General features: G+C 43.4%; 25 protein-coding genes, 1 rRNA gene and 1 other annotated feature. Of the genes, 3 read left to right on the top strand and 23 right to left on the bottom strand.

Going from position 1 to position 26,813, the window contains the following annotated elements:
* Positions 1-199: 199 nt before the first annotated feature.
* Positions 200-1,084, top strand: a complete 885-nt coding sequence (locus CRO04_RS24030; RefSeq protein WP_097006789.1) for a putative ABC transporter permease — start codon at positions 200-202, stop codon at positions 1,082-1,084.
* Positions 1,085-1,126: 42 nt separating this feature from the next.
* Here the strand turns inward: CRO04_RS24030 and CRO04_RS24035 are convergent, their stop codons facing one another.
* The 9 genes from CRO04_RS24035 to CRO04_RS24075 all read right to left on the bottom strand — a co-directional run bounded on the left by CRO04_RS24035 (position 1,127) and on the right by CRO04_RS24075 (position 11,538).
* A complete protein-coding gene (locus CRO04_RS24035; RefSeq protein ID WP_097006790.1) occupies positions 1,127-2,866 on the bottom strand; it encodes a phospho-sugar mutase in 1,740 nt (579 codons plus the stop codon).
* 79 nt (positions 2,867-2,945) lie between these two features.
* Positions 2,946-3,923 (bottom strand): spore coat protein CotS, encoded by a 978-nt coding sequence (locus CRO04_RS24040; RefSeq protein WP_097006791.1) that lies wholly within the window; start codon positions 3,921-3,923, stop codon positions 2,946-2,948.
* A 104-nt stretch (positions 3,924-4,027) separates the two neighbouring features.
* Positions 4,028-5,233: a CCA tRNA nucleotidyltransferase gene (locus tag CRO04_RS24045; RefSeq protein ID WP_097006812.1), complete on the bottom strand. Its 1,206-nt coding sequence runs from the start codon at positions 5,231-5,233 to the stop codon at positions 4,028-4,030.
* Positions 5,234-5,267: 34 nt separating this feature from the next.
* Positions 5,268-6,701 (bottom strand): proline--tRNA ligase, encoded by a 1,434-nt coding sequence (gene proS, locus CRO04_RS24050; protein WP_097006792.1) that lies wholly within the window; start codon positions 6,699-6,701, stop codon positions 5,268-5,270.
* Between the two features lie 234 nt (positions 6,702-6,935).
* Positions 6,936-7,141: a binding site (T-box leader), on the bottom strand.
* Between the two features lie 87 nt (positions 7,142-7,228).
* Positions 7,229-8,320, bottom strand: a complete 1,092-nt coding sequence (locus CRO04_RS24055) for a M20 metallopeptidase family protein (RefSeq protein WP_097006793.1) — start codon at positions 8,318-8,320, stop codon at positions 7,229-7,231.
* Positions 8,310-8,894, bottom strand: a complete 585-nt coding sequence (locus CRO04_RS24060; RefSeq protein ID WP_330400931.1) for an HD domain-containing protein — start codon at positions 8,892-8,894, stop codon at positions 8,310-8,312. The genes CRO04_RS24055 and CRO04_RS24060 overlap by 11 nt, the downstream gene beginning before the upstream one ends.
* A complete protein-coding gene (gene ytvI, locus CRO04_RS24065) occupies positions 8,891-9,994 on the bottom strand; it encodes a sporulation integral membrane protein YtvI (protein ID WP_097006795.1) in 1,104 nt (367 codons plus the stop codon). The genes CRO04_RS24060 and ytvI overlap by 4 nt, the downstream gene beginning before the upstream one ends.
* A gap of 98 nt (positions 9,995-10,092) precedes the next feature.
* Entirely contained in the window at positions 10,093-10,794 is a 702-nt protein-coding gene (locus CRO04_RS24070) for an RluA family pseudouridine synthase (RefSeq protein WP_097006796.1), read from the bottom strand.
* A gap of 219 nt (positions 10,795-11,013) precedes the next feature.
* A complete protein-coding gene (locus CRO04_RS24075) occupies positions 11,014-11,538 on the bottom strand; it encodes a nitroreductase family protein (protein ID WP_330400932.1) in 525 nt (174 codons plus the stop codon).
* 200 nt (positions 11,539-11,738) lie between these two features.
* Here CRO04_RS24075 and trhA point away from each other — a divergent pair, with 200 nt between their 5' ends.
* Entirely contained in the window at positions 11,739-12,386 is a 648-nt protein-coding gene (trhA, locus tag CRO04_RS24080) for a PAQR family membrane homeostasis protein TrhA (protein ID WP_097006797.1), read from the top strand.
* Between the two features lie 43 nt (positions 12,387-12,429).
* On the opposite strand, the gene CRO04_RS24085 is transcribed toward trhA, so the two are convergent.
* From CRO04_RS24085 to spoIIID, 11 genes are all read right to left on the bottom strand, one after another.
* On the bottom strand, positions 12,430-12,693 hold the full coding sequence (locus CRO04_RS24085; protein ID WP_097006798.1) for a GIY-YIG nuclease family protein: 264 nt from the start codon (positions 12,691-12,693) through the stop codon (positions 12,430-12,432).
* 278 nt (positions 12,694-12,971) lie between these two features.
* Positions 12,972-14,543, bottom strand: a complete 1,572-nt coding sequence (locus CRO04_RS24090) for a DUF3794 and LysM peptidoglycan-binding domain-containing protein (RefSeq protein WP_097006799.1) — start codon at positions 14,541-14,543, stop codon at positions 12,972-12,974.
* A 79-nt stretch (positions 14,544-14,622) separates the two neighbouring features.
* Positions 14,623-15,294, bottom strand: coding sequence for a serine O-acetyltransferase (gene cysE / locus CRO04_RS24095; RefSeq protein WP_097006800.1), 672 nt, complete (start codon positions 15,292-15,294; stop codon positions 14,623-14,625).
* A 131-nt stretch (positions 15,295-15,425) separates the two neighbouring features.
* A complete protein-coding gene (locus tag CRO04_RS24100) occupies positions 15,426-15,809 on the bottom strand; it encodes a protease complex subunit PrcB family protein (RefSeq protein ID WP_420323216.1) in 384 nt (127 codons plus the stop codon).
* Between the two features lie 115 nt (positions 15,810-15,924).
* Positions 15,925-16,824, bottom strand: a complete 900-nt coding sequence (gene aguB, locus CRO04_RS24105; protein ID WP_097006802.1) for an N-carbamoylputrescine amidase — start codon at positions 16,822-16,824, stop codon at positions 15,925-15,927.
* On the bottom strand, positions 16,781-17,926 hold the full coding sequence (aguA, locus tag CRO04_RS24110; RefSeq protein WP_097006803.1) for an agmatine deiminase: 1,146 nt from the start codon (positions 17,924-17,926) through the stop codon (positions 16,781-16,783). Before aguA ends, aguB begins: the two co-directional genes overlap by 44 nt.
* 24 nt (positions 17,927-17,950) lie before the next feature.
* Positions 17,951-19,072, bottom strand: a complete 1,122-nt coding sequence (gene nspC / locus CRO04_RS24115) for a carboxynorspermidine decarboxylase (RefSeq protein WP_097006804.1) — start codon at positions 19,070-19,072, stop codon at positions 17,951-17,953.
* A gap of 2 nt (positions 19,073-19,074) precedes the next feature.
* Positions 19,075-20,349, bottom strand: coding sequence for a saccharopine dehydrogenase family protein (locus tag CRO04_RS24120; RefSeq protein ID WP_097006805.1), 1,275 nt, complete (start codon positions 20,347-20,349; stop codon positions 19,075-19,077).
* Complete coding sequence (gene speE, locus CRO04_RS24125; RefSeq protein ID WP_097006806.1) at positions 20,346-21,203, bottom strand: polyamine aminopropyltransferase; 858 nt, start codon at positions 21,201-21,203, stop codon at positions 20,346-20,348. The genes CRO04_RS24120 and speE overlap by 4 nt, the downstream gene beginning before the upstream one ends.
* A 30-nt stretch (positions 21,204-21,233) precedes the next feature.
* Positions 21,234-22,685 (bottom strand): aminotransferase class I/II-fold pyridoxal phosphate-dependent enzyme, encoded by a 1,452-nt coding sequence (locus CRO04_RS24130; protein ID WP_097006807.1) that lies wholly within the window; start codon positions 22,683-22,685, stop codon positions 21,234-21,236.
* A gap of 507 nt (positions 22,686-23,192) precedes the next feature.
* Positions 23,193-23,468, bottom strand: a complete 276-nt coding sequence (gene spoIIID / locus CRO04_RS24135; protein WP_097006808.1) for a sporulation transcriptional regulator SpoIIID — start codon at positions 23,466-23,468, stop codon at positions 23,193-23,195.
* A 315-nt stretch (positions 23,469-23,783) separates the two neighbouring features.
* On the opposite strand from spoIIID, the gene CRO04_RS24140 reads away from it, so the two are divergent.
* Complete coding sequence (locus tag CRO04_RS24140; protein ID WP_097006809.1) at positions 23,784-24,854, top strand: HD-GYP domain-containing protein; 1,071 nt, start codon at positions 23,784-23,786, stop codon at positions 24,852-24,854.
* 63 nt (positions 24,855-24,917) lie between these two features.
* On the opposite strand, the gene CRO04_RS24145 is transcribed toward CRO04_RS24140, so the two are convergent.
* From CRO04_RS24145 to CRO04_RS24155, 3 genes are all read right to left on the bottom strand, one after another.
* Positions 24,918-25,385 (bottom strand): low molecular weight protein-tyrosine-phosphatase, encoded by a 468-nt coding sequence (locus CRO04_RS24145; RefSeq protein ID WP_097006810.1) that lies wholly within the window; start codon positions 25,383-25,385, stop codon positions 24,918-24,920.
* A gap of 23 nt (positions 25,386-25,408) precedes the next feature.
* Positions 25,409-26,539 carry a CobW family GTP-binding protein gene (locus tag CRO04_RS24150; protein ID WP_097006811.1) on the bottom strand — a complete coding sequence of 377 codons (1,131 nt, stop codon included), beginning with the start codon at positions 26,537-26,539 and terminating at the stop codon, positions 25,409-25,411.
* A 167-nt stretch (positions 26,540-26,706) separates the two neighbouring features.
* Positions 26,707-26,813 (bottom strand): 23S ribosomal RNA (locus CRO04_RS24155); the annotation flags it as partial.

Here is a 26,813-nt window from a genome sequence, read left to right on the forward strand (position 1 = left end):
CCATCCATTTAACCATCCTTTCTTCACCTCCGAATGACAGTATATCATTCGATGATGTTCCGTAATAGTTGCTGGATTTTATTTGCCTAAATCTGCTGGTTATAGTTTACCACTTACAGCCTGCGCATTTTAGTTGCAAAAATAGACAAAACCGTATATGATAGATCCAACATGAATACATGAAGAAAGGGATATAAGCATGTATGTATATACTTGGTATCACTGGCTGCTGTTTTTTTTCATTTATTGCTTTATCGGCTGGGTAATCGAATCTACTTATGTTTCTGTAAGAAGCCTGCATTTTGTAAACCGGGGATTTTTAAGACTTCCCCTGCTTCCTCTCTACGGAAGCGGTGCAATTCTCATGCTGTTTTTATCTATTCCTGTGAAAGGCAATCTGATTCTGGTCTTTCTTTCCGGGATGATGGGGGCATCAGTTCTTGAGTATCTGACCGGTTATATCATGGAACGATTATTTAAGATGAAGTATTGGGACTACAGCAACAACCCCTTTAATATAAATGGATACGTCTGTCTAGGTACCTCCATTGCCTGGGGCTTTCTTACCATTCTTTTAACAGAAGTGGTTCACCGCCCTCTGGAATGGATGGTTTTGCAGCTAAGTGAGATCACGTGTATCTTACTGGTAGCAGGAATTGGTATCCTGTTTATTTATGACACTATTCAGTCCACAAAGGCGGCGCTTGATCTTGGCAAGGTGCTGGAATCCTTAACGAAAATCAGGGCTGAGCTGGAGGAAGTTCAGGTACAGATGTCACTTCTGAAAGCAGAGACCGCCCAGAAAGTATCCGAATTAAAATCTGAGACCATACAAAAAGCGGCTAACGTAAAAGAAGAAACCATGGTAAAACTCACATCTTTAAAAACCGAAACTACCAATGCAATCAGGGAATCTGCTTTGGCAGAGCGGCTTCAGTCCCTGACTGAAAAGAGGGAAAAATTAAACGGGCGGCTCACATTCTATCCGAAGGGACTTCTCAGACGCAACCCTTCCGCCTCATCCCGTCTTTTTGGAGAAGCACTTCGTGAATTAAAGGAAAATGCAAGAAAATTCAAAAAATAGAAAAAAGAAGGATCTCCCCAAAAGGATTTCCTTCTTTTTATTCTATGAAACCATATGATCAACCATTGCCATCAAAGCTTTTCCAAGCTTTTCAGATTTCTCTTGTGCATCCTCCATTGTGGTTCCCTTAACACCATAATAGAACTTAATCTTTGGTTCTGTTCCGGAAGGTCTGACGCATAACCACGCATCCTCCTCCAGTTCATAATAAAGCACATCAGAAGACGGCAATCCGGTGGAACCAACCGCTCCTGTTTCCATATTCTTTACTGCATCTGTCTTATAATCCTTTGCTGTAAGAACTTTATATCCGCCAAACGCAGAAGGAGTATTCCCCCGCATGGCTTCCATAATCGCCCGGATCTTAGCCTGACCTTCAATCCCCTTCAATCCGATTGAATTAACAGCATCCTTGTAATAACCATATTTTTCATACATTGCAACCATGGCATCCCAAAGACTCATGCCTTTCGCCTTATAATACGCAGCAGCCTCACAAAGAGCAGCGGTTGCTGAGATCGCATCTTTATCCCGTGCATAAGTTCCGATCAGGCAGCCATAGCTTTCTTCCAGACCAAACAGATAGGTGCCATATCCGGTGGCCTCTTCCTTTAAGATCTGTTGTCCGATATATTTAAATCCCGTCAGAACCTCAATCAGTTCGCATCCGTAAGATTTTGCCACTGCGTCAACCAGATTGGTTGTCACTATGGATTTAACCACCTGACCGTCAGACGGAATATCATTTCTTTCCTGTCTCTGGCTTAATACATACTCGCAAAGCAGGGAGCCCGACATATTGCCGGTGAGGGGAATATATTCTCCTGATTTGTAATCTTTTACATATACTCCCAGACGGTCCGCATCGGGATCGGTTGCCAGAACAAGGTCCGCATCTTTTTCTCTTGCAAGGGAAAGCCCCAGCTCAAATGCTTCCTCTGCCTCCGGATTGGGGTAACTGACAGTAGGGAAATCCCCATCCGGCTGCTCCTGTTCCGGAACCACGTATACATGTGTAAATCCCAGTTCCTTTAAAACCCTTCTTGCCGGAATATTGCCTGTACCATGAAGAGGGGTATAAACGATGGAAAGTTTATCTTTCATCTGATTGATTGCGTCCTGATTCATCACCTGGGCTTTTACCTGGGCAATGTAGGCATCATCTACATCAGCTCCTATAATCTCATATTTACCTGCTGCAACAGCCTCTTTTCTCGTTACGGTCATTACGGTAGAGATATCCGTTATTGCTAAAACCTCACCGGTTACTCCCTGATCATGAGGTGGTGTAAACTGTGCGCCATCCTCCCAATACACTTTATAACCGTTATATTCCGGTGGATTATGGCTGGCCGTAATATTGAGTCCAGCAATACAGCCCAGCTTTCTCACAGCAAACGAAAGCTCCGGAGTCGGGCGCAGAGATTCAAACTTATATGCTTTGATTCCATTGGCAGCAAGTGTCAGTGCAGCTTCCTCTGCGAATTCCGGAGACATATGTCTGGAGTCATATGCTATGGCTACGCCCTTATGGGCTCCGCCCTGTTTTATGATATAATTTGCAAGACCCTGGGTGGCTCTTCTGACCACATAGATATTCATGCGGTTGATGCCGGCTCCGATTACACCTCTTAAACCGGCGGTACCGAATTCCAGATCCTGATAAAATCGCTCTTTGATCTCGTTATCATCATCTTTGATCCCTCGGAGTTCTTCTTTCGTTGCCTCATCAAAATATGGATTTGACAGCCATTCTTCATAGATACTCCTGTAATCTTTCATAAGCAAAATGCTCCCTTCTCTCTACTTAATGTTATGGTTATTATAAATCATAACAAAGTAAAAGGAAAGCAGATTCCCATTATTTTATTCTTGACAGGAAAAGATTCCGCATGGGCTGCTGAATCTCCAAATCCCTTAGTTTTTCAATATTTCTGGCCGGTATCCAGGCTTTATTAGCATTATAATAAAAGTTAATCTGCTTCCAGTATTTTTCCGGATACAAAAACAGGTAGTACAGGCAGGTTCTGTCTGCACTTGATAAAGGAAGTATGTTTGTATATGTATCAAGCATGGACATGCCCAACTTTAGATTCCAGTCATGCTTTTCCATAGCTTTTCTCATAAAATGATAAAGATCCTCCATCTGCATGCCTCTGTGCATCCGGTTAAACTCTACAATCGCTACATCATGGGCACACATCAGAATATGATGCTGGTTTAAATCCCCATGACACAAATACCCCTCCCCAATCCCGCGTTCCTCACAAAAACCTGCAAGTCCTTTGCAGGCTTCCATAGCCTGATCAAAAAATACGTCATAATTACCCATGACACAAAGTTCGAACTCAGACTTACGTCTTTTGCTTCGGATAAAACTGCGGGCACGAATCAGTTCCCTATTGTGACGCTCCATCTCCTCAGCCGGCTGCTGCACCAGAATGGATCCTAAATTCCATTCCTCTTTAAACTCTACCTTACGCAACATTTTATGTAATAAAGCAATCCGTTCAATGGCACAAAGCACCTCTTTGCTATCCTTTAAATTACATTCCCGGTCTGCATACCAGCTTTTCACGATCCACCGGGTTCCATCCTCGGCACTGGAGAGAATTTCACCTTCTTTATTTCTGACGTAGCGATCCACATTCAAATGGCCGGTTTCTTCCAGTTGTAAAAATACCTGATCTTCAAATTCCAGGCGCTTTATGGTTCCTTTATATTCCCTCAGCAGCTTAAGCCCCTGATCTGTTTCACACAGCCAGGCGCCCCGGCCGCGTCTCACATCCAGAATTTCTAGCTCATACTGCGAAAGCACCTCTGTGTATTTCTCGTTCACAACCACCCCTCCAACTCTTAGCTAATCAGCTACTTCTAGGGTATGAAGGGGTAGAAAAAAATATGCAAACTCCTGGGGAAAGTATTCCATGCCCAGGCATGTTTTCAAGATCGGTCATTCATATAATTCAGCAGATATTCACGGGTGTTATTTTCCGGATTTTTTAAAACTTCCGCTAATAACATTTCTAAGATTTCACCCAGTTCAGGGCCTGGTTTTATACCGGCTTCAATCAGATCTTTCCCGGTTACTGCCATATCCTTTAAGCGAATGCAGTCTCCGTCTCTGATAATTTCCCCGGCATACTGACTGACTGCCTTAAGTTGTTTAAGGTAAGGTCCGGTTAAGAAGACCTTTTGGAATTCCAGAAGCTCTTCAAAAAGGGAAGCATTGATCATGCTCATAACCTTTCTGATCTCCGGTTTTGATGCTGAAATTTCTGTCCTCCAGAAACTTATTAAGGTTTTTACCTGATCAATGGTATCATTATCCAGCTTTAGCTCCTTAAGAATACCAGACGCCTCACTCTGATCTAAAAACCGAAGAAAACCAGTCCAGCGTACGTGCTTATTGGAAGGCAGCTGTTTTAGTTTTTCCAGCTCATAAAGTCCATTTTCTGCATTGGGAAAATGCACCGAAACATAAGGGGCAATTCCGCTTTCAAAAACAGCCCGCATCTGTTCCGGATAATCCGAAAGAAGAAGCTTCGTCAGTTCCACCGCTATCCGTTCCTTACTTACTTTTTCCATATTGGGGGCGATCACGGAGATGGCTTTGCTGGTGTCTTCTTCAATTGCAAACCCCAGCTGTGCACAAAAGCGGATTGCCCGAAGAATTCTTAGAGCATCCTCATGAAACCGGTCCATGGGATTGCCCACACAGCGGATTATTCCATCTTGCAAATCCCTGGTACCGCCAAAAACGTCCACCAGTCCGTCTCTGTCACTATAAGCCATTGCATTAATGGTAAAATCCCGTCGTTTTAGATCTTCCTGCAGATTTCCGGTGAATTCTACAGACTTTGGGTGCCGTCCGTCCTCATATTCTCCATCAATCCGGTAGGTCGTTACTTCATAGGCTTCGTGCTCCATCAACACTGTAACCGTACCATGCTGAATTCCCGTATCCACGGTCCTTGCAAAAATTTCCTTTACCTGTTCTGGTTTTGCAGAGGTGGTGATATCCCAGTCCTTGGGTACCCGTCCAAGCAGACTGTCTCTCACACACCCGCCCACCACATAGGCTTCAAATCCATGGGTATTCAGTTGTTTTATGATCGTTCCTGCTGCTTCCGGTACCTGAATTGTAATCACTGCATTTCCTCCTGACTTATATACTTACTGTTTAATAAGCTCTGCCCCAGTAAACCATTTTAACAGCCGGCTTCCCACAGCAAATGCAGGTATCCGACAGATGTTCCTGCTTAAATGGCATACATCTGGATGTAGCACCTGTGAGTTCCTTGATCTTATCCTCACACTCCTGGCAGCCGCACCACATTGCCTTTACAAAGCCCGGCTTTTCTTCTACGGTCTTAACAAAAGTTTCCATATCCACGGCCTCATAGGTGTGGGCATCCCGGTGGGCACGGGCACGTTCAAGCATACCGTGCTGAATGGCGTTTAAAAGCTCTCCCACTTTATCATTTAATTCATCTAATGACACCGTCAATTTTTCATGAGTATCGCGGCGTACAAGAACGGCCTGATTCTCAGCGATATCTCTCGGTCCGATCTCAACACGCACCGGTATTCCCCTCATCTCGGATTCACTGAACTTCCAGCCCGGGCTCTTATCAGAATCATCAACTTTTACCTTATAATTAGAAAGAATCTTCTTTAATTCATAAGCTTTTTCAAGAACGCCTTCCTTCTGCTGCTGAACAGGTACGATCATCACCTGAACAGGAGCAATTCTTGGAGGAAGCACAAGACCGTTATCATCACCATGTACCATAATCAGACCGCCAATCAGTCTGGTGCTTAATCCCCATGAGGTCTGATGAACGTACTGAAGCTTATTTTCTTTATCTGAATACTGGATCTCGAACGCCTTTGCAAATCCGCTTCCGAAATTATGGCTGGTTCCGGACTGAAGTGCTTTACCATCATGCATCAGTGCTTCAATCGTATAAGTAGCCTCAGCACCGGCAAATTTCTCCTTATCCGTTTTCTGACCGCGGATAACAGGCATCGCAAGTACTTCTTCACAAAAATCTGCATATAAGTTAAGCATCATTTCTGTTCTTTCCTCTGCTTCTTTAGCAGTGGCATGAGCAGTATGGCCTTCCTGCCATAAGAACTCTCTGGAACGAAGGAAAGGTCTGGTTGTTTTTTCCCATCTTACAACGGAACACCACTGGTTATATACCTTGGGAAGATCCCGGTAAGACTGGATTTCTCTGGAGTAAAAATCACAGAATAATGTCTCTGAGGTAGGTCTGACACAAAGCCTTTCCTGCAATGGCTCAAGTCCTCCATGAGTCACCCATGCCACTTCCGGAGCGAATCCCTCAACATGATCTTTTTCTTTCTCTAACAGGCTTTCCGGAATGAACATAGGCATATATACATTTTCCACGCCGGTTTCTTTAAATCTGGAATCCAGCTCCTTCTGAATGTTCTCCCAGATCGCATAGCCTGCCGGTTTTATAACCATACAGCCTTTTACACTGGAGTAATCGATTAATTCTGCTTTTTTAACTACATCTGTGTACCACTGTGCGAAATCAACATCCATGGATGTGATCGCTTCTACTAATTTCTTGTCCTTCGCCATGATTAACTCTCTCCTTTCATTATTCCCGCCCATGCTTTTTGGGCATAGAGGGATACCCGTAGGGTGTTTCATTATTCCCGCCCATGCTTTTTGGGCATAGAGGGATACCCGTAGGGTGTTTCATTATTCCCGCCCATGCTTTTTGGGCATAGAGGGATACCCGTAGGGTGTTTCATTATTCCGCCCATGCTTTTTGGGCATAGAGGGATACAAAAAGAGCCATCCGATCCCCAGAAAAGGGACCGAACAGCTCGGCGGTGCCACCCAATTTAGCCGCTGCTTTCTGCGGCTCACTTATAATCCGATAACGCCGGACACGCGCCGCAGTTTTCTGCGGGACTCCGAGGCAGGTTGGGTCGTGAGGGGTATAAAGGCTTTTCAGCTAATGGCCTTCTCTCTGAAATACATCATGACTTAGTAATCCTCTTCAATGTCTTTTTTTATTAATTTTACAGATTGTATGCTTGATTTTACGTTATTTATAAATTTTTGTCAAGAGGAGGATCATGCATTTTCCCAGACATTTCCTATAATAATGCTTCAAACGCCCGTACTGCAGCTTCCAGAATCTCATCCGGGAATTCGTAGGCGCCTGTATGAAGGCCTGGACAGTCCTCTCCGGCTCCCACACCGAAAAACATACCCGGAGCTTTCATCAAATACCAGCCAAAGTCCTCTGACCACCGAAACGGAACAGATTCTTCCACATAAGCAATTCTGCTTTCCTCAAATCTTCTTTTACAGACTTCAGCCATATCCGGTTCATTATATGTATCCGGAAATTCATCAACTATCTCATACCAGAACTTTAATCCCCCTTCAACCGCACGTTTTTCAGCCAGGGAAAGTATAAAAGCCTGAAACCGGTTAAGTTCCGGGAGACGCTCTGCCCGTATGGTGATTGCCAGTCTGCCGTCAGCTGGTGATACTCCGAAATTCTCTCCTCCTGCTTTCACTTCTATAATTGTTGCCAGTACCATACCCTGTGAAGCTGCCCTTTCTGCCAGGGAAGGGATACTGCCGATCAGTTCTCCGATCAGCCATGCCGGATTAATCCCCTCCTCCGGATAGGCTGCATGACACTGTCTTCCCTGCAGGTTAATTATCAGCCCTCTGGATGCACAGGCAAAAGTTCCTTTTTTTATCACGGCCTGTCCGGCAGGATAGCCTGGCAGATTATGAAATCCATACACTTCACGTATTCCTTTCTCCTCCAGAAGTCTGCTGCAGATTTTTCCTCCCTGTCCGGTTTCTTCCGACGGCTGAAAAATTGCATACACATTGCAGCCGGTTTTTCTCCCCTCCAGAAGAAGACAAAGTCCAGCCAGCACCGCACTGTGCCCATCATGTCCACAGCCGTGAAAAAGCTGGCCATCCTCTCCCGTCACAGCATCCATGTCTGCACGGAATGCCTTGCTTGTCCATGCTCCGGCTTCCTCATGAACTGCATAAAACCAGGTATCACAGTCCACTATTGTAAAAGATGTCCGTTCCTGTAAGAATTCTTTCAGCCGCTTCATGGTTTCCTTCTCCGATCCGGATAGCTCCGGACATTTATGAAGCTGTCTTCTCAACGTTTTTATCTCACTTATAATCTGTTCATATGTATTACTTTTCACTTATGTGTTTTACTTCCTCCTGAATTATCCGCAATGTATGCTCTCTGACCGTGTCACGCAGCCGTTTCGTGGTTTCAAAATGCCCGCAGACCTCATTTCCATAAGTCAGATTCAGCTCATATTCCAATGGAAGCCACGTTCCCGACCCTGCTTCATTATGCTGGATTAATGTTTCAGTCTTATCAAGAGCCTTTACTAAAATGGCTTCCTCCGTATTTAAGTCTGCCATTTCCTCAAACAGGACAGAATATTCCTGTGCCATAGAATCCGGCAGATTTTTCAACAGTGTCTCAATGGCCAGAGCCTCTGTCTCCTCATCTGACTCCGTTTTCAAAAACGCCGGAATATCACCGGTAAGGGCCTCCCCCCAGTCATGAATCAGACACATACGGATAACTTTATTCATATCAATCCCGGGAAAATCATCAGCCAGCAGCATTGCCAGCACAGCCAGCCGCCAGCTGTGCTCTGCCACACTTTCCTGCCTTCCGTTTGTGGTCCAGTTATGACGGGTGTTACATTTTAATTTTTCCAATATTCCCAGAAATTTAATTAATTTATCGGGATTCATCATGCCTTTCCCCTTTCCTCTTTCTTTGGACTATTATAACATGATCCCTCATAAAGCTCTACGACATCTTCAATAATCAACAGACCGATAGGACCTAATATGAAGCCCAGTATTCCGAAAAGCTGCAGACCCACATACATGGCTACCAGCGTTTCCAGAGGGGTCAGACCCACTTTCCCCCCCATTATTTTCGCTTCCATCATCTCTCTTACAAAATAGCAGATTACATAAATTATAATAAGACCTATTCCAGAAAGCCAGTTTTTTTCAATCAGGGATATGATTGCCCAGGGAATTAAAACAGTTCCAGTACCAAATATGGGCATGGCATCCAGTAACCCTATTACTATTCCCAGCAAAATAAAATATGGATTTCCAAGTAGAAACAATCCTACTGAGCAGATTACCATTGTAAACAGCATAATGGTTGCCTGAGTCTTCAGCCAGGCACTTCCTACTGTCATCAGACGGTTTCCCAGCATTGCGTATTCATAACAAAACATGGAATTATCCCGGCGGCTTCGGATATCATCCATTTCCTGCAGAGATAACACAGTAGCTATCAGTAAGATTACCACGATAACGGTAAACTGGATCACCCGTTTTAAAATAGTCATGGAATTGGACATTAAAAACGGCATTGCCCTGCTTTTAACAGCAGCCTCCCCGCCAGTTATGATATCACTGACCACATCTACCATATAACCATCCGGAAGCTTTAAAAACCGTTCTACAAATGAACAGTTATCCATCATCCAGCTGTTGATTCCATCTAAAATCTGCGGAAGATTTTTTAACAGCAGCCTGGCTTCCATAAATAGCTTTCTGCCTCCGAAATAAAGAATTACTCCCAGCACAATCATAAAAACAAGAATTTCAACTCCGCCAATGAGGGCAAGGGGTATGGAAATTACTTTTTTTTTATAAGTAAACCTGGTTTTTCTCTCGACCCAAAGGGCTGAGGGGTGAAGGGACAGTGCAAATACATATGCAATCAAAAAGGGAATCACAAGGGGCAGCAAAAATCGAAAGCTTAAATAAACTGCCCCTGTAACTCCCAATATTAAAATTGTTTTCTTCAGTTTCCTGCTCGGTTTCTCCATGGACTCACCTGTTTCTGATTTGTACTTCTTTTGTACAATGTTTATTATAAATCATACGCAGAAAAATATTCAGAAACCAAACTAGTAAAAAATTCCTTTTAAAAAACATCTCCCCAGGAAAAATGGGTAAATATCCCATTATCCGGTTTTATGGAAAAACTCATACTCTTTTTCGTTAACGGATGTGTAAAGGTAAGTCCGGAAGCAAACAATGCCACATGCTCCTTTGATAAAAAGCCCTGAAATTCAGGATTATACTTACGGTCTCCCCACAATGGAGTTCCATGACCTGCCATCTGTACGCGAATCTGGTGATGCCGTCCGGTTTTCAGCCGGATCTTAAGAAGACTAAGCTCATTTCCATCCAAAACCCTGTAATCCACAACCCAGTAATCCAGTTCTGCAGGTTTTGCACCTTTTATCCCCTTTTCCACAATTTTCGAGCAATTATTTTTCCCGTCTTTCCACAAATAATCCACGTATGTGCCAAAGTTTTCCACAGGTTTTCCACAAACAACAGCATAATAGATTTTTTCCATCTGATGTCCGGAAACCTGTCTGCTTAAAGCCTCAGCCATTGATTGTGATTTTGCATAGACCATTACGCCCCCAACCGGCTTATCCAGCCTGTGGATAACTCCCACATATGGCTGCTCTTTCTTTGTGGATATATTGTTGATATGTTTTTTAATTTCACTGACCATGTCCGGTTCAAATGACTTAGCAGTCTGAGACTCTATTCCTGCAGGCTTTTCCACAACCAGAATGTCCTGATCTTCAAATAATATATTAAGCTTCATCTGGCTGCTGCTCCTCGTTTTCCCACTGATTCATCATGGCTTTCACAGAACGGCTCATTTCTCTGCTGAAGTCACTGTTCCACTTCCGGCTGCAAAAAGCCCTGATCCAGCGCTCAAAATCCTCTCCTCTGTCTGTAACTCTGTTTAATTCCCTTTGAAATTCTTCTGTACTAAGCCGGCGGTAAGTATTTTCAAAAACTACCGCCTCCGGCCGTAACCTTAAAGGCTTACCCTTTCTTTCTGCTGCTGGGCAGGATAGCCGAACACCACCATCGCAGCAGGCACAGCATACCGTGGAAGTGAGAATAATTCCCTGTGGGTCTCATACTGCTCTAAAATATCTCCGATATAGCAGGAACCGATCCCCATGGATTCTGCTGCGACCACCGCATTTTGAGCAGCTATTAATGCATCATCTTCTGCCAGCATGAAGTCTCCCATTCCAGGTGCTCTGACCGTATCCTCATATTTACAAAACAGGTCGTACCATTTCTGATAATCAGCCACAAACACCAGCACCATAGGCGCCTGCGCTATAAACGGCTGATTATCACAGGTGACAGACAATTTCTTTTTTAATTCCGGATCAGTTACATCTATAATGGAATACAGAGTCATATTTCCTGCTGTCGGTGCCTGCAGGGCTGCTTCTATAATCACCGCCTTTTTTTCCTGCTCAATCTGCTGTTCTTTATAAACACGGACAGATTTTCTCTCCATCAATTCCTTCACTGTTTGATTCATTGGGCGTTATCCTCTCTTAAATAACATTTGCTGCATTGATTATATTTCATACTCCCAATAATATCAATGGAGATTTTTACTTTGAATATCAAAAAATACTTGCATTATACTCCGCAAACATGTATAGTATATAAAAAGATATCACATAGTTATCAATACTACATTACACGTTTACTATTCTCATGCAAGGAGGTTATATTATGAACATAAAGATTAAAGATCCGGTCAGCGCGGGAACTCATTTCATTGCCATGATACTGGCTTTGATTGCAGCAACTCCCCTGCTTATAAAAGCTTCAGCAGATGGAGAGCTCCATCTGGTATCCCTGGCGGTATTCAGTATCAGTATGGTTTTACTTTATGCTGCAAGCACCATCTACCATACTCTTGATATCTCACCAAAAATTAATAAGCTGTTAAAGAAATTTGATCATATGATGATATTTATCCTGATTGCAGGAACTTATACTCCTGTCTGTTTAATTGTCCTGGGTGACAAAACCGGTATAGGCCTGCTTGCCCTTGTCTGGGGAATTGCCATATCCGGCATTGTTGTAAAAGGCTTCTTCGTGATGTGCCCCAGGTGGTTTTCCTCTGTACTGTATATCGCCATGGGCTGGGTTTGTATCCTGGCGTTTCGTAAAATCATCTTAGCGCTGCCTCCTGCTGCATTTATGTGGCTTCTGACAGGCGGACTGATTTATACAATCGGAGGTATTATCTATGCACTTAAAATTCCTCTGTTTCATTTCAGAAAGAGCAGCTTCGGCAATCATGAAATCTTCCATCTGTTTGTCATGGGAGGCAGTCTCTGCCACTATATCCTCATGTATCACTTTGTTGCATAAAACCAAATTAAAAGACTGACCGGAACGTTTATTGTGCTCCCCGTCAGTCTTTTTTACCATTACCACCGGATTCCTTAATAAGAAACAGCTTGTCCTTTCTGGAAAGCTTCTTAATCTGCACTTCACGGCGCATAGCCTCTTCCTTTGTAGGATATGATTCATAATAAACCAGCTCAACCGGTCTTCTTGCCTTCGTGTATTTGGCACCTTTTCCCTGATTATGGGCAGCAATTCTTTTTTCCAAATGGTTTGTCCATCCACAGTAAAGGGTATTATCTGCGCATTTTAATAAATAAGTATAATTCATTATTTTACTCCAATTTGTAAGTGATGCTATGTAAACGGTAATAACGCCTTGCAATCGCGTCACTACCGCCCAGGCTAACCTGTCATCTATCTTAAGCACCAGCTGGATGCGTTATGGCGCCGTCGATGGTTGAACAAAGCTTAAGCTATAATATATTATATAACAGGACTTGCCGATATGTGAATAGCAATCTTTATAGTACCCTGTTTTATAAAAATAATTCACTTTATAAATGCCAGAAATGCCAGACAAAAGCATACTTTTGCCTGGCACTGGTATTATGAAACCTCTTTTACCAGAATTAACCGGTCGCCTGGTTTTACAATGCTATCCGTTAGACCGTTGGTTGTCATGATCGTGTCAACAGTTGTATGGAATTTTTTGGCAATTTTCCACAAAGAATCCCCCGGCTGGACAATGTAGCCAACAATACCCGGCAGCTTCTGCAGATTATTAAAGTCCATTGGAGAGTCAGTCACACCGGTAATAATCTGTTCGCATACCGGCTGCAGCGCCAGGAGATCCAGAGAGATGGTAGCCTTTACCTCAATGCTTCCCCCTCCCATCATAACCGCACTCAGCTGCTCCAGGCTGGAATTAAGCTGACAAATAGTATCCTGATTAATACCCGGAGCCTCAATAAGGAAATGAAATGGGATATCCTCTACTGCACACTGAATGGGCTGTATATCATCGGAAGTCATATAAAGAATCTTTACTTCCAGAACCCCCTCTACATGAAGACCATCTTCCTTCACTTCCGTTTCATCAATCTTTACCATTCCTTCACTGTGACAAATCTGAAGTATCCGGTCAGCATTATCCAGTGTTATTTTCTCTACAATTTTGCATTTACTCATATTCTTAGTCAGAATCTTATCAAAACAGGCTTCTCCTGTCTGAAGACCCAGATCACGGTTGGTAGAATATAAGTCAGTTAAAAGCTCCATATCTTCTTCTTTATAAAGCTTCATATCCAGTTCCAGGACTGCATCCACATCAGCTTCCCTCATCTCACCGTCTGTATCCGGTTTCGCCTCAATATCCTTATGTACCAGCCGGACTGTAACTACCGGAACCATGTCTTCTGTAACATCCACAACCTCGATTTCTCCTGAGAAGGGAATACTTTCCTCGATCCATTGAATGGGAGCATTTTCTCCCTCTCCCTGATAAATAATAAAAACCATCAGTTCGCCATCAAGCATCATTTTCCCATCAACAGGCCTGGTGGTTACACCTCTTAATTTCAGCTCACTCCACAATATGTGATCAATATTGGGCTTATTTCCAGACAGACTGATGGAATCCTTAATCCGGAACGTGTCCTTATGGCGGAGAGCAATGGTTGCCACATCCACATTTTTGCGGAGAGTTTCCACATTAGGAGTATCTCCGGAAGTAGGTTTCGTGTCCACTTCTATGGCAGCCTCTACGTCACTCACTGTTTCAACCTTAACCTGCAGCGTAATAATTGCTTTCACGCTTAATTTTCTGGAATTGATAATTCCTGCGTTTAAATCTTCCAGTTCGCAGGAAAGCTGGACAAAATCCTTCTCCTCAAGTCCCGGTACATTAATTGGTTCTTCAAAATTAATACTTCCGCTAAGCGTACAAAGTCCGCCTTCAGCTCCCCGATACAGTATGGTAAAATCCATCTTACCCCGGACCACTACCCGCTCCGCCTGGTTCTTTACGGAATCAACGGTAATCTCACCGGAACTAAGTATAATCTGCTCCACATCATCCATGCTGTCAGGGACAATGAAATCATCGTCAAGCGTAATCTGGGATGTGGCGTTTCCTTTCCAACGATTCATATGTATGTTTTTCTTCACCAGCTCCAACATGAAAAAGCACCTGCCTTACCTTCTTTTATTCCTTTAAGAAAGTGTATGCAGGTGCATGTTCCAATATACTTTTTTTATTCTATTCCTGGGATTTCTCCTCATTTACGGGATTCTCAGTTTCTTTTTCAGCAAGCAGCTTATTAAGCTTCTCTTCCAGCTCTTTCACACGCTCCTCCATCAGACAGTAATGCTCCATGGTAACCATCTTGCTTTCCTTCTTTGGTATGGGAACACCGTCAATCTTCACCGGACGGGCAGGAATTCCCACTGCCGTCACATTGTTCTCAAGAGGCTTTAAAAGCACTGCATTGGCTGCTATGGTGCAGTTATCTCCGACTTCAAAAGAGCCCAGAATCTTAGCGCCTGATCCCACTGTTACATTGTTACCAAGGGTGGGGTGGCGCTTGCCTTTATTTAAGCCCACACCGCCAAGTGTAACTCCCTGATAAATCGTGCAATTATCTCCCACAACCGCAGTTTCCCCTATTACCACACCACAGCCATGATCAATCAGAATCCCATGCCCCATTTTTGCACCCGGATGAATCTCAATGAGTGTAAAGAATCTGGCTGTCTGGGAAATCAGCCTTGCAATAAAAAACATCTTATGCTGATAAAACCAATGGGCAAAACGATGCCAGATAAGTGCGTGAACCCCCTGATACAAAAGCAGGACTTCCAGCTCATTCCTGGCTGCCGGATCCCGCTGCTTTACTGCTTTCACATCAAGCCATATATCTTTTAATATCATACGATCCTTCCTTTTCTCCTTACTTTCGACTCCTGTTTGATGTAGTATATCATATGGCGGCAAAAGAAAAAAGAGAAATTTAAAATAGCTGTTCTGCAATATTTTTACAGAACAGCTATTTTCTTACATAATTATTGAAATACCACCGGAAGTTCCGACATCTCCGTCCGAATCACAATAAATGGATAAGATGGCTCCGTTCCCGTGTTTTCGCCCTTTTCAGGACCAATTAATTCCGTATCAAGGACTATGGAATTGTCAGTGAGATAAAGATCGTTGACTGCTATGCTGTAACCGCCGGTATCCTGCTTTCCATATCCGACCACTATGTAAAGGTTTTTATCATCACTGTAAGTCAGTTTAAAGGGTGACTGTTGTTTTTCTGCTATTATCTGCTTGAGTTCCTGTGGTATATCCGTATCTGCTACCACAGAAAAATCCAGATCCCGTACTTTGTCTCCATTATCCCCGTTTACTGTACACCCGCTTAAGGTACGAACTACCAGCACCCACATGGCAAGGCCGATAAAAATCATCCATTTTCTGTTAAACAGTCTCTTCATAGCGCACTCCCCAACTTATTGATTATTACTATTTATATGGGGAGTGTGCCTATTTTATGATTTTTTTTTAATTATTAAGCTGCTGTCTGATCTTTCCTGATATCATTCCATACTGATCAGGCCGTCTGTCCCTGAAAAGTCCCCAGTTTCTGCGATCCCTGCTGATCTCATCCAAATCAAATTCCGCAAGAATCACGCCTTGCTCTTCCCGCCCCATGGTCTGTATCAAAGCACCTGTACTGTCTGTAATAAATGAGGAACCGTAAAACTTCAGGGAAGAGCCCTGACCGCCATTTTCCTCACAGGGCATAACCGTTTCCTCTCCAATCCGGTTAGCCGCAATTACGGGAATGATATTGGACGCAGAATGTCCCATCATGCATCGTCTCCAGTGTTCCATACTGTCACATTCCAGTATCGGTTCACTTCCAATTGCAGTCGGATAAAAAATCAGTTCAGCACCCAGAAGCGCAAGACATCTTGCTGTCTCCGGAAACCACTGGTCCCAGCAGATCCCGATACCGACCTTTCCATATTTAGTATCAAACACTTTAAACCCCGTATCTCCGGGAGTAAAATAAAACTTTTCCTGATAATAGTGATCATCCGGAATATGGGTCTTTCGGTAAATTCCCAGATTCGTCCCGTCTGCATCAAGAACAGCCACAGAATTAAACATGGTGTTTCCAGCCAGCTCATAAAAACTAACAGGTATTACCACTGAAAGCTCTGCTGCAACCCTTGAAAAATGAATGACTGCATCATTCTCCCTGGCAGGCTTTGCATAACCGTAATATTCATACCGTCTCTCCTGGCAGAAATAGGTCCGCTCAAACAGCTCCGGAAGCAGTATGATCCCGGCTCCCTTTGCGGCTGCCTGCCTGACCAGCTTTTCCGCATTCGCAATATTTTCTTCAACGTCCTCACAGCACTTCATCTGAACCGCTGCCGCTGTTACCTTTCTCATCAATCTCTCCTTTTGGTATCTGCTGAGTGATGCAGTGGATGTTTCCGCCGCCAACAATAATATCTCTGGCATAAACAGGGTATATTTTCCTCTCAGGAAAGCAGCCGGTAAGAATTCGAACTGCTTCCCTGTCATTTTCATCTCCAAACTGGGGTACAATCACTCCCCCGTTGGAAATATAAAAATTCACATAGCTTGCAGCCAACCGCTCTCCAGGCTCCCTTTCATCCTCACCAGGTTCAAAAACAAAGCCTTCCAGTTCATCCTTTGTGATACAGACAGGGTCCGTGGGAACCGGAAGTTTATGAACGATAAAATGGCGCCCCTTTGCATCGGTCTCTCTCTCAAGTATCCTCAAGTCCTCAAGTGACATTTCATACTGTGGATCTTCCCTGTCCTCTGTCCAGGCAAGCACTACTTCCCCGGGGCGTACGAAAGCACAGACATTATCCACATGTTCATTCGTTTCATCCTGATAGATGCCATATTTCAGCCAGATAATTTTCTCAGCTCCCAGATACTTCTTTAACCTTGCTTCAATCTGATCCTTCGTCAACAGAGGATTTCTCCCCCCGCTTAAGAGACAACGTTCGGTCACCAGAACCGTCCCCTCCCCATCCGAATGAATGGACCCGCCTTCCAGAACGAAGTCACTTGCATCATAAACAACATAACCCAGCTTTTCACAAAAACGCTCCGCCAGAAGATTATCCTTCTCCCAATCCGGATACAGACCGTCAAAGGTACCTCCCCAGGCATTAAACTTCCAGTCTATCCCCCTGACGCGCCCAGTCTTATCTTTTACAAAAGTGGGACCCACATCTCTCGCCCACGCATCGTCAGATTCCACCACCATCACTTTAATTCTCTCTGAAAGCATGGCTCTGGCATTCTCGTAAGTATCCTCTTCAGTGAGCATGATCAGTTGTTCACTGTCTGCAATGGCTTCTGCAATTTCTGCAAAGGCCTTTCTGGCGTTAGCCGCCTCATAGGGCCAGGATCCCGGCCGCTTGGGCCAGATCATAATACAGCCCCGGTGCTGCTCAAATTCTCCCGGCATATAAAATCCGTCTTCTGCCGGGAACGTGGATAGCTTTTTCATCGTTCTGTCCTCATATCAGGCCGGTTAAGACAGCCTGTTTTTAAAATCTTCATATCCAAATTCTTTGATAATACGGCATTCTCCGTTCTCGTCCATAACTGCTATGGAAGGAAGCGGAATACCGTTGAACGTATTGTTCTTTACCATGGAATAAATAGCCATATCCATAAAATACAGCTTATCTCCCGGTAAAATCTCATGATCAAAGGAATAATCTCCGATTACATCTCCAGCCAGGCAGGTACAGGATGACAAACGGTACGTATAACCTTTTTCTCCCGGCTCCCCACTGTCCTTTAACGGCGGGCGATAGGGCATTTCCAGTACATCCGGCATATGGCATGCAGCTGAGGCATCAAGAATCAACGTTTTAATTCCGTTATCCACTACATCAAGCACCTCTGTCACCAGATAACCGGCGTTTAACGCAACTGCCTCTCCCGGTTCTAAATAGACATGAAGACCATACCGGTCCTGAATTCTCCTGATACAGGATTCTAAAAGTTCCAGATCATAATCTGCTCTGGTTATATGATGTCCGCCGCCCATGTTAATCCAGGATAACCGGTTAAAATATTCTCCAAACTGATCTTCCACTGCATCCAGAGTCGTTTTCAGGGCGTCTGCATTCTGCTCACAAAGCGTATGAAAATGAAGGCCGGATATATATGGGAGATATTCCTCCTCAAACTGGTCCCGGGTCACACCCAGTCTGGACCCCGGTGCACAGGGATCATAAATGGCATGCCCATCCTGGGTGGAACACTGGGGATTAATCCGGATTCCGGCTTTGACTCCCTTAAGACAATCCTTATATTTTTTCAGCTGGGAAAAAGAATTAAATACAATATGGTCGCAGATTTTTGTCAGTTCTTCAAAATCCGCTTCCTTATAAGCAGGAGCAAAAACATGGTTTGACAACCCCATCTCCTCCTTGCCAAGCCTTGCCTCATACAGTCCGCTTGCAGTCGTCCCGTCAATGTATTTCCCAATCAGCGGATACTCTGCAAAACAGGAAAATGCCTTCTGTGCAAGAAGAATGCTGCATCCCGTCCTCTCTTTTACTCCACTTAAAATCTTTAAATTATCCGTGAGCCTGCCCTCATCAATCACATAGCAGGGAGTCTTTAATTCCTCAAGTTTCATAATTATTCCTGTCTCCACACGGTTACCGTCTCAGGATCTTCACAGACTACCCATGGAAGGCCCCATTTGTTTAACGCCTCCATATATGGATCCGGATCAAATTCCTCTACATTGAAAACTCCGGGCTTTTTCCACTGTCCTGTCACCACCATCATGGCACCGATCATAGCCGGAACTCCGGTTGTATAGGAGATCGCCTGTGATTCCACCTCTTTGTAGCACTCCTGATGATCGCATACGTTATAGATGTAAATAGTCTTTTCTTTTCCATCTTTGATTCCTGTAAAAATACAGCCAATGTTGGTCTTTCCTACCGTTCTCGGTCCCAGAGATGCCGGATCAGGCAGAAGTGCCTTTAAAAACTGAATCGGAACAATATTCTGACCATTAAACTCCACAGGGGAAGTGGAAAGCATGCCTACATTCTCCAGACACTTCATATGAGTTAAATAGCTTTGTCCGAATGTCATAAAAAAGCGGATTCTCTTAACTCCCGGAATGTTTTTTGCCAGAGATTCAATCTCTTCATGATGAAGAAGATACATATCCTTCTCACCAACCTCCGGAAAATTATATCTGGATTTCAGTTCCATAGGCTTTGTCTCAATCCAGTGGCCATCCTCCCAGTAAGAACCGTTTGCAGAAACTTCCCTTAAATTAATCTCGGGATTAAAGTTTGTAGCAAATGGATATCCATGATCACCGCCGTTGCAGTCTAAAATATCAATGGTATGGATTTCATCAAAATAATGCTTAAGTGCATAAGCAGAAAAAACGCTGGTAACGCCAGGATCAAAGCCGGTACCAAGAAGAGCAGTTATATCTGCCTTTTCAAATCTCTCCCTGTAATCCCATTGCCAGGAATAATCAAAATATGCAGTGAATCCAAGTTCCTCACACCGTTTTTCATAAATTGCTCTCCACTGGGGATCATCGGTATCTTCCGGTTCAAAGTTTGCAGTATCGATGTAATCCACTCCTGCAGCCAGGCAGGCGTCCATGATAGTCAAATCCTGATATGGAAGTGCCACATTTAAAACCGCATCCGGCCGATAACTCTTAATCAGGGCAATCACTTCGTCTGTATGGTCCGCATCTACTTTTGCAGTCTCAATTCTTGTGGCTGTCTTTCCTTCCAGCTTTGCCTTTAAAGCGTCACACTTTTCCTTTGTTCTGCTTGCGATACAGATATCCGTAAATACCTCACTGTTCTGACAGCACTTGTTGATTGCTACTGCGGCAACTCCTCCGCATCCGATTACTAATAATCTGCTCATTCTTTTTCCTCCTCTTCCAGTAAATCTTCCACATACTTGGGCAGCATAAATGCTCCTGTGTGAAGATTGGTTGTATAGTACCAGGTTTCTATATTCATTTTGTTCCATTTATCCGGTTTAAAATCATTAATGGGGTGATATTTTTTTGAAGCAAAGCCAAACAGCCAGTAACCTGACGGGCAGGTTGGAATATGTGCCTGATAAACGCGGCTGATCGGGAAAGAACGGTAAACCTTCCTGTGCATACTTCTGCAGGCCAGTTCATCCTCATCATAAAAGGGACTTCCATGCTGGTAGACCATGATTCCATCACTTTTCAGTGCTTTATAACAGCTGCCATAAAACTCCTTGGTGAAAAGCCCTTCCGTATGACCGAAGGGATCGGTAGAATCATTAATAATCAGATCATATTCCTCTTTTTTATTTCTTAAAAACCGAAGTCCGTCATCATAGTATACCCGGACTCTTTTATCCGCCAGGCCGCATGCCACCTCCGGAAAAATATCGCGGCATACGTCAACAAACAGCTTATCTGTCTCAACCACGTCAATGGATTCGATAGAAGGATACTGCAAAAGCTCCTTGGCAACTCCGCCGTCACCTCCGCCGATAATCAGAACATTTTTCACATCCGGATGAACTGCCATCGGCACATGGGTAACCATTTCATCATAAATAAACTCATCTTTTTCTGAAAATACAATATCTCCGTCTAGTGCCACAAACTTTCCGAATTCCTGGGATTCAAATACATCGATTCTCTGATATTCACTTTCGCCGGAAAAAAGCTGCTTGTCAATCCGAACGGAAAGCTTGACATTGGATGTATGCAATTCCGAAAACCATATCTCCATATTTCCCTCCATCTCTCCGCTTACCGGAAATTATTGTGTCAGTACCATCAGATTCTCCACTGCCGGATCTTCTGTTCCCTGCATGGAACATCCCTTCTCTTTTGCATAGACGATGTATTCCACAATCTCGTCTGTGATCATCTCACCAGGCGCCAGAATGGGAATTCCAGGCGGATAACACATAACAAACTCTCCGCTGATTTTACCGGCTGACTCTTTGACCGGAACGGATACCTTATTCGAATAGAATGCCTTCTGAGGAGAAATCACCACTTTAGGCGCTATGTATTCTCCTGAGAGCATACCCGTCCGGTCCTTTTTATAAAGCCGTTCTACATCTGCAAGTGCACCCACAAGACGTTCTATATCCTGTATCCGGTCACCGATAGAAATATAGGCAAGAATATTGCAGATATCCCCGAATTCAATCTGAATATCATATTCATCCCGAAGAAGATCATATACCTCAATTCCTGCCAGTCCGATACCCAGCGTATAAACAGAAAGCTTGGTCACATCATAGTCGAAGATACTGGTACCATTAATCAGGTCCCGTCCATATGCATAATATCCTCCGATGGAATTAATTTCTTCCCTGGCGTACTCTGCCATTTCCGTTACCTTTGCAAAAGATTCTTCCCCTCTGAGCGCCAGATTCCGCCTGGATATATCAAGGCTTGAAAGAAGAAGATAGGAAGCGCTGGTTGTCTGTGTTAAGTTAATGATCTGGCGTACATAATCTCCGTTCACGCCGGCATTTAGCAGAAGCAGCGAGCTCTGTGTCAGACTTCCGCCGGATTTATGCATGGAAACCGCTGCCATATCCGCACCTGCAGCCATCGCACAAACAGGGAGATTTTTGCCAAAATAAAGATGGGTTCCATGAGCTTCATCTGCAAGAACCTTCATGCCATGTGCATGAGCCAGACGCACGATGGAACGCAGATCCGAACAGATTCCATAATAAGTCGGATTATTAACAAACACTGCCACTGCATCCGGATTCTCCTCAATGGCTTTCTCAACCTTGCTGATCTCCATGCCCAGGGAAATCCCAAGCATACTGTTTACCTCCGGATTTACATAAACCGGAACGGCTCCGCAAAGCACCAGTGCATTAATAGCGCTTTTATGGACATTTCTTGGAAGTATAATCTTGTCCCCGGCTTTACAGACAGAGAGAATCATGCTCTGAACCGCTGAGGTAGTTCCTCCAACCATCAAAAACGCGTCTGCCGCTCCGAACGCTTCTGCTGCCAGCTGTTCTGCATCCCGTATAACGGAAACCGGATGGCACAAATTATCTAAAGGTTTCATTGAATTAACGTCAAGGCCCACACAGCGCTCACCCAGAAGCTGTGCCAGCTCCGGATTCCCCCTTCCCCGCTTATGTCCAGGCACATCAAAGGGTACTACTCGTTTTTTCCGGAAGTTTTCAAGAGCATCATAAATAGGAGCCCTCATCTGATCGTCTCTGTTCATATAACATATTACCTCTCTGAAATAAATTTCTTACAATCAAAAAAGCAGGTGAATGTACATCACCTGCCTGAAAATTTCATGAATCTTTAACGGAATAAGCCTCCGTCCGCATTATATTCATGACAATTACCATTTTCGAGTCTACATAGCAAATATATTGTCCCTGCTATTATTGATCGTTTCACAAGATGATGTGCTGACGCACTGATTATAAAGTAATCAACTTATAAAATTTGAGCTTCTAACTCAATCAATAATGTGGTTTCCCACGTTCGGCAGCTGACCCGCCTGTCCGTCTGGGCTTAACTTCATACTTACGAAGTGGTCAATATTTGCATGAAAACGATAATGTCTCTTCATACTGGGGTAAAGAATAACATATATTAAGGATTGATGTCAACCCGTTTTTTGTAAAATTTTTGTTTTTTCTGGCTGTTGAATAAAACAGCCGCTGTTTTAAGAACGTTTATCATTTCTCAAACAGCGGCTGTTTCCCACCCATTTGTTTTATGAATCTTTTTTGCTGCACATCTGGAGGCGGTGCTGATATTTCTCTTTGGTGGCGAGACCGCCTCTAATATGGCGCTCGGATTTGTTAATGTCCAGGATTACCCTGGCCCGGGCTGCCAGGGACGGATTGATGTGCTCTAAACGGTCCGTGACATCCTTATGTACCGTAGATTTGGATATCCCAAATTTCTTAGCTGTCTGCCTAACGGTTGCATGGTAGTCTATGATGTAGTTGGCGATCGCAACCGCGCGTTCCTCAATATATTCCTTCAAGAAAATCCCCCTGCTAGGACGTTTTTACATACTTATGCAGGATGACGGTCAAGTATGAATGGATAAATTTTATTTCTCATTGATAAAACCGGTATTAAATTACCATATAATACCATTAAATATATTTATTGTATGAAATGAAACTAAAATTTTATTAATTAATTCAACTAGTTAAAAATAAATTTTCATTGACGCATTTGTTAAATCCATCTATAATTTAAGATATAACTATGAATATATTTCTATTTTTAACATAAAAAGGAAACTACTGACAGAAAGAAGAGACTGCCATTTAGTCTGTTGAGGTGTAAAGAATTGATTTATCTTCCTATTGAGAAATTGACTGAAGGTATGGAGTTGGCCCGCAACATACCTGGTTTAAACCCAATGCTGCCTTTTGCCGTGGCTGGTTACGTCCTTAACGAGCGTACTATTAACAGAATGATGAGTATCGGAATTCAAGGTGCCTATATTCAGACTGCGCTTACACAAGGAATTGAGCCGGAAGATATTGTGGAACCAGAATTAAAGGCAAAAATGCTGATCAGCATACAGGAAACATTTGATGAAAGTCTGAAAAAGGTAACGTTTCAGACGAGCAGACAAATCTATGAGAATATTGCTGACGTTGCCAAAACCGTTGTTATGAATGTCCTGAATATGGACAAGTATCTTTTTCAAATGATTGATATCAGAGATTATGACAGCTACACCTACTCCCACAGCCTTTATGTAGGAATTTTAAGCGTACTTATTGGGCGGTATATCGGACTCTCTATTTCAAAGCTTAACGATTTAGCACTGTGCGGATTACTCCACGATATTGGTAAAACAGATATTCCTATCGAAATCACCAATAAACCCGGTCCGCTGACAAATGAAGAATATGAAGTAATGAAACAGCATCCCAGCCTTTCCTATAACAAGCTGTTTGACTGCAATTCCATCTCACAGACCGTGCTTCAGGGTATTCAGACCCATCATGAAAAGTATGACGGAAGCGGGTATCCTTTTGGTCTTGCCGGAGAGAATATTCCACTTTACGGACGTATACTTGCAATCGCAGATGTTTATGATGCCTTAAGTGCCACGAGACCGTACCGTAAGGCCTGGAATCCCCGTAAGATATTTGATTATCTGACAAGCTGCTGCAACTCCCATTTTGACCCGGAACTGTTATCTGCTTTCTTCCAGTGCGTTTCCGCCTATCCGATCGGCACAATTGTCAAATTAAGCGACGGAAGTACAGCCGTTGTGAAAGATAACACCCCAGGGTTCTCACTGCGGCCGATTATCCGTTTCATCAATCCTGCCAGTATTGCTGGCAAGGAGATCAATTTATCCAGTGAAGCGCTGAACATTACTATTGTAGACCTGGAAGATTAGCACGTTACATTAAAATAAGTGGACTTCGCCAATAATCTGGAGAATGTCCACCTGTTTTTATCCTTATATAAACCTTTCCGACTTAAGAATAGAAGCAAGTAAGGCTTCACATCCTTCTTTCACATCATGATACGTCACATTAAAATCACCAGTAAACCATGGATCAGCGATATCTCTGGGATTCAGACTGTAATCCAGAAGCCGTTTTATCTTCCCCTGTGGATCTCCCCCCACAATTCGCATAATTCCCGCAATATTTCTCTGTTCCATACCCAGTATATAGTCATATTTTCCGTAATCACTCTTCTTTAGCTGAACCGCGTACTTGCCGGCTGTGGAAATCCCCAATTCCCTTAATTTATTCCGGGTTCCGTGATGAACCGGATTGCCGGTTTCTTCTGCACTGGTGGCTGCAGAAGCGATGTAAAATTCTTTCGTCAGATTCTTCTTTTCAATCAAATCTTTCATTACAAACTCTGCCATAGGGGATCTGCATATGTTACCAAGGCAGACAAACAGTATATTTATCATAGGTTTAAACTCCTCTCATTTCTTCATTTTTCTGCAATACAATTATTTAGTTCCTTTATCATAGTTTCTCTATTATAGTCTCTTCCAATAAATACTATCTGATTTATTCGGTCACCATATATCTCATCCCAATCTTCCAACACGTCGGGATAAGACTCAAAGATCTCTTTCCTTTCATCTTCCGGCAGGGCTGCAACCCAACTGGTCGATTCTGAGACAGAAGCATTTCTTCCTGCCTGTTCAAACAGCTGGGCATGTACCACATCATCAGAGAACCAGATATAACCCTTGGCCCTGATTACAGTTTCAGGATAATTTTCTTCCAGAAACAGCATAAACCTCTGTCGGTCTAATGCTCTTCTTTCCTCATAAACAAAAGAGGACACTCCATAATCATCTGTTCCGGATTCAGCCATATGCTTTTCTCTGGCAAGCGCTTTCTGAAGGGAAGAGGAATTCATAACTCTGTCATAATCAAACTCATTTCCATCAAATATAAGGCGGGAGTCAACTTCCCCCCATGTTGTCTCAATGATTTCTGCCTCTGGCTGAATCTGCTTTATCGTTTTTATTACCTGCCTGATTTTGTCTGGAGAAAGCAGATCACATTTATTTAAAATAATTGTGCTGCAAAATTCGATCTGGTCCATAACCAGATTTATGATATCGGGACCCTCTTCCTCATCTTTTTCCTGTTGCTGTTCCATTTCACACAGAAACTCATTATAAATCCGGTCTGCATCAACAACTGTAATCACGGAGTGCAAATAAACGTCTGAACTTTCTGAATCGTCTTCCCATATCAAAAAGCCTTCTGCGATTGATGCTGGATTACTGATTCCGGATGCCTCTACCAATATTCTTTCTACTCTTTGATCTTTGGAAAGCTCTTCAATCTGATTCATAAATTCTTCCCGCAAAGAGCAGCAGATACATCCATTCTGTAATTCTACCATCTTTACAGCTTCTTGTGAGGAATTCTCACTCTTTATCAGCTTACCATCTATATTTACATTCCCCATATCATTTATAATTAATGCAAGACCGCTGTTATCCTGCCCCTCAAGCAATCCCTGAAGAAGGGTTGTCTTTCCTGAACCCAGATATCCGGTGATCAATATTACGGGCGTCTTCTTATTTATTTTTCTATTCATTTTAATCATCTCACTTTTTTTATATTCAGCACAATAGCAAAAAAAGCGCAAACCCACACCTGGATTTACGCATTACTATTTCAAGCAATATTTATATAATACACATACCCTCAAAACCACACATTGTTATATATCTTTCATCCGTTCTTTCCTCTACCTAAACCAACTTGGTTAAGCCCTCGACCTATTAGTGACAGTCAGCTGCACATGTTACCATGCTTCCACCTCTGCCCTATCTACCTCGTCGTCTTCAAGGGGTCTTACTCTTGCGATG

This window comes from Lacrimispora amygdalina (genome assembly GCF_900205965.1).
Lineage (GTDB): Bacteria > Bacillota > Clostridia > Lachnospirales > Lachnospiraceae > Lacrimispora > Lacrimispora amygdalina_A.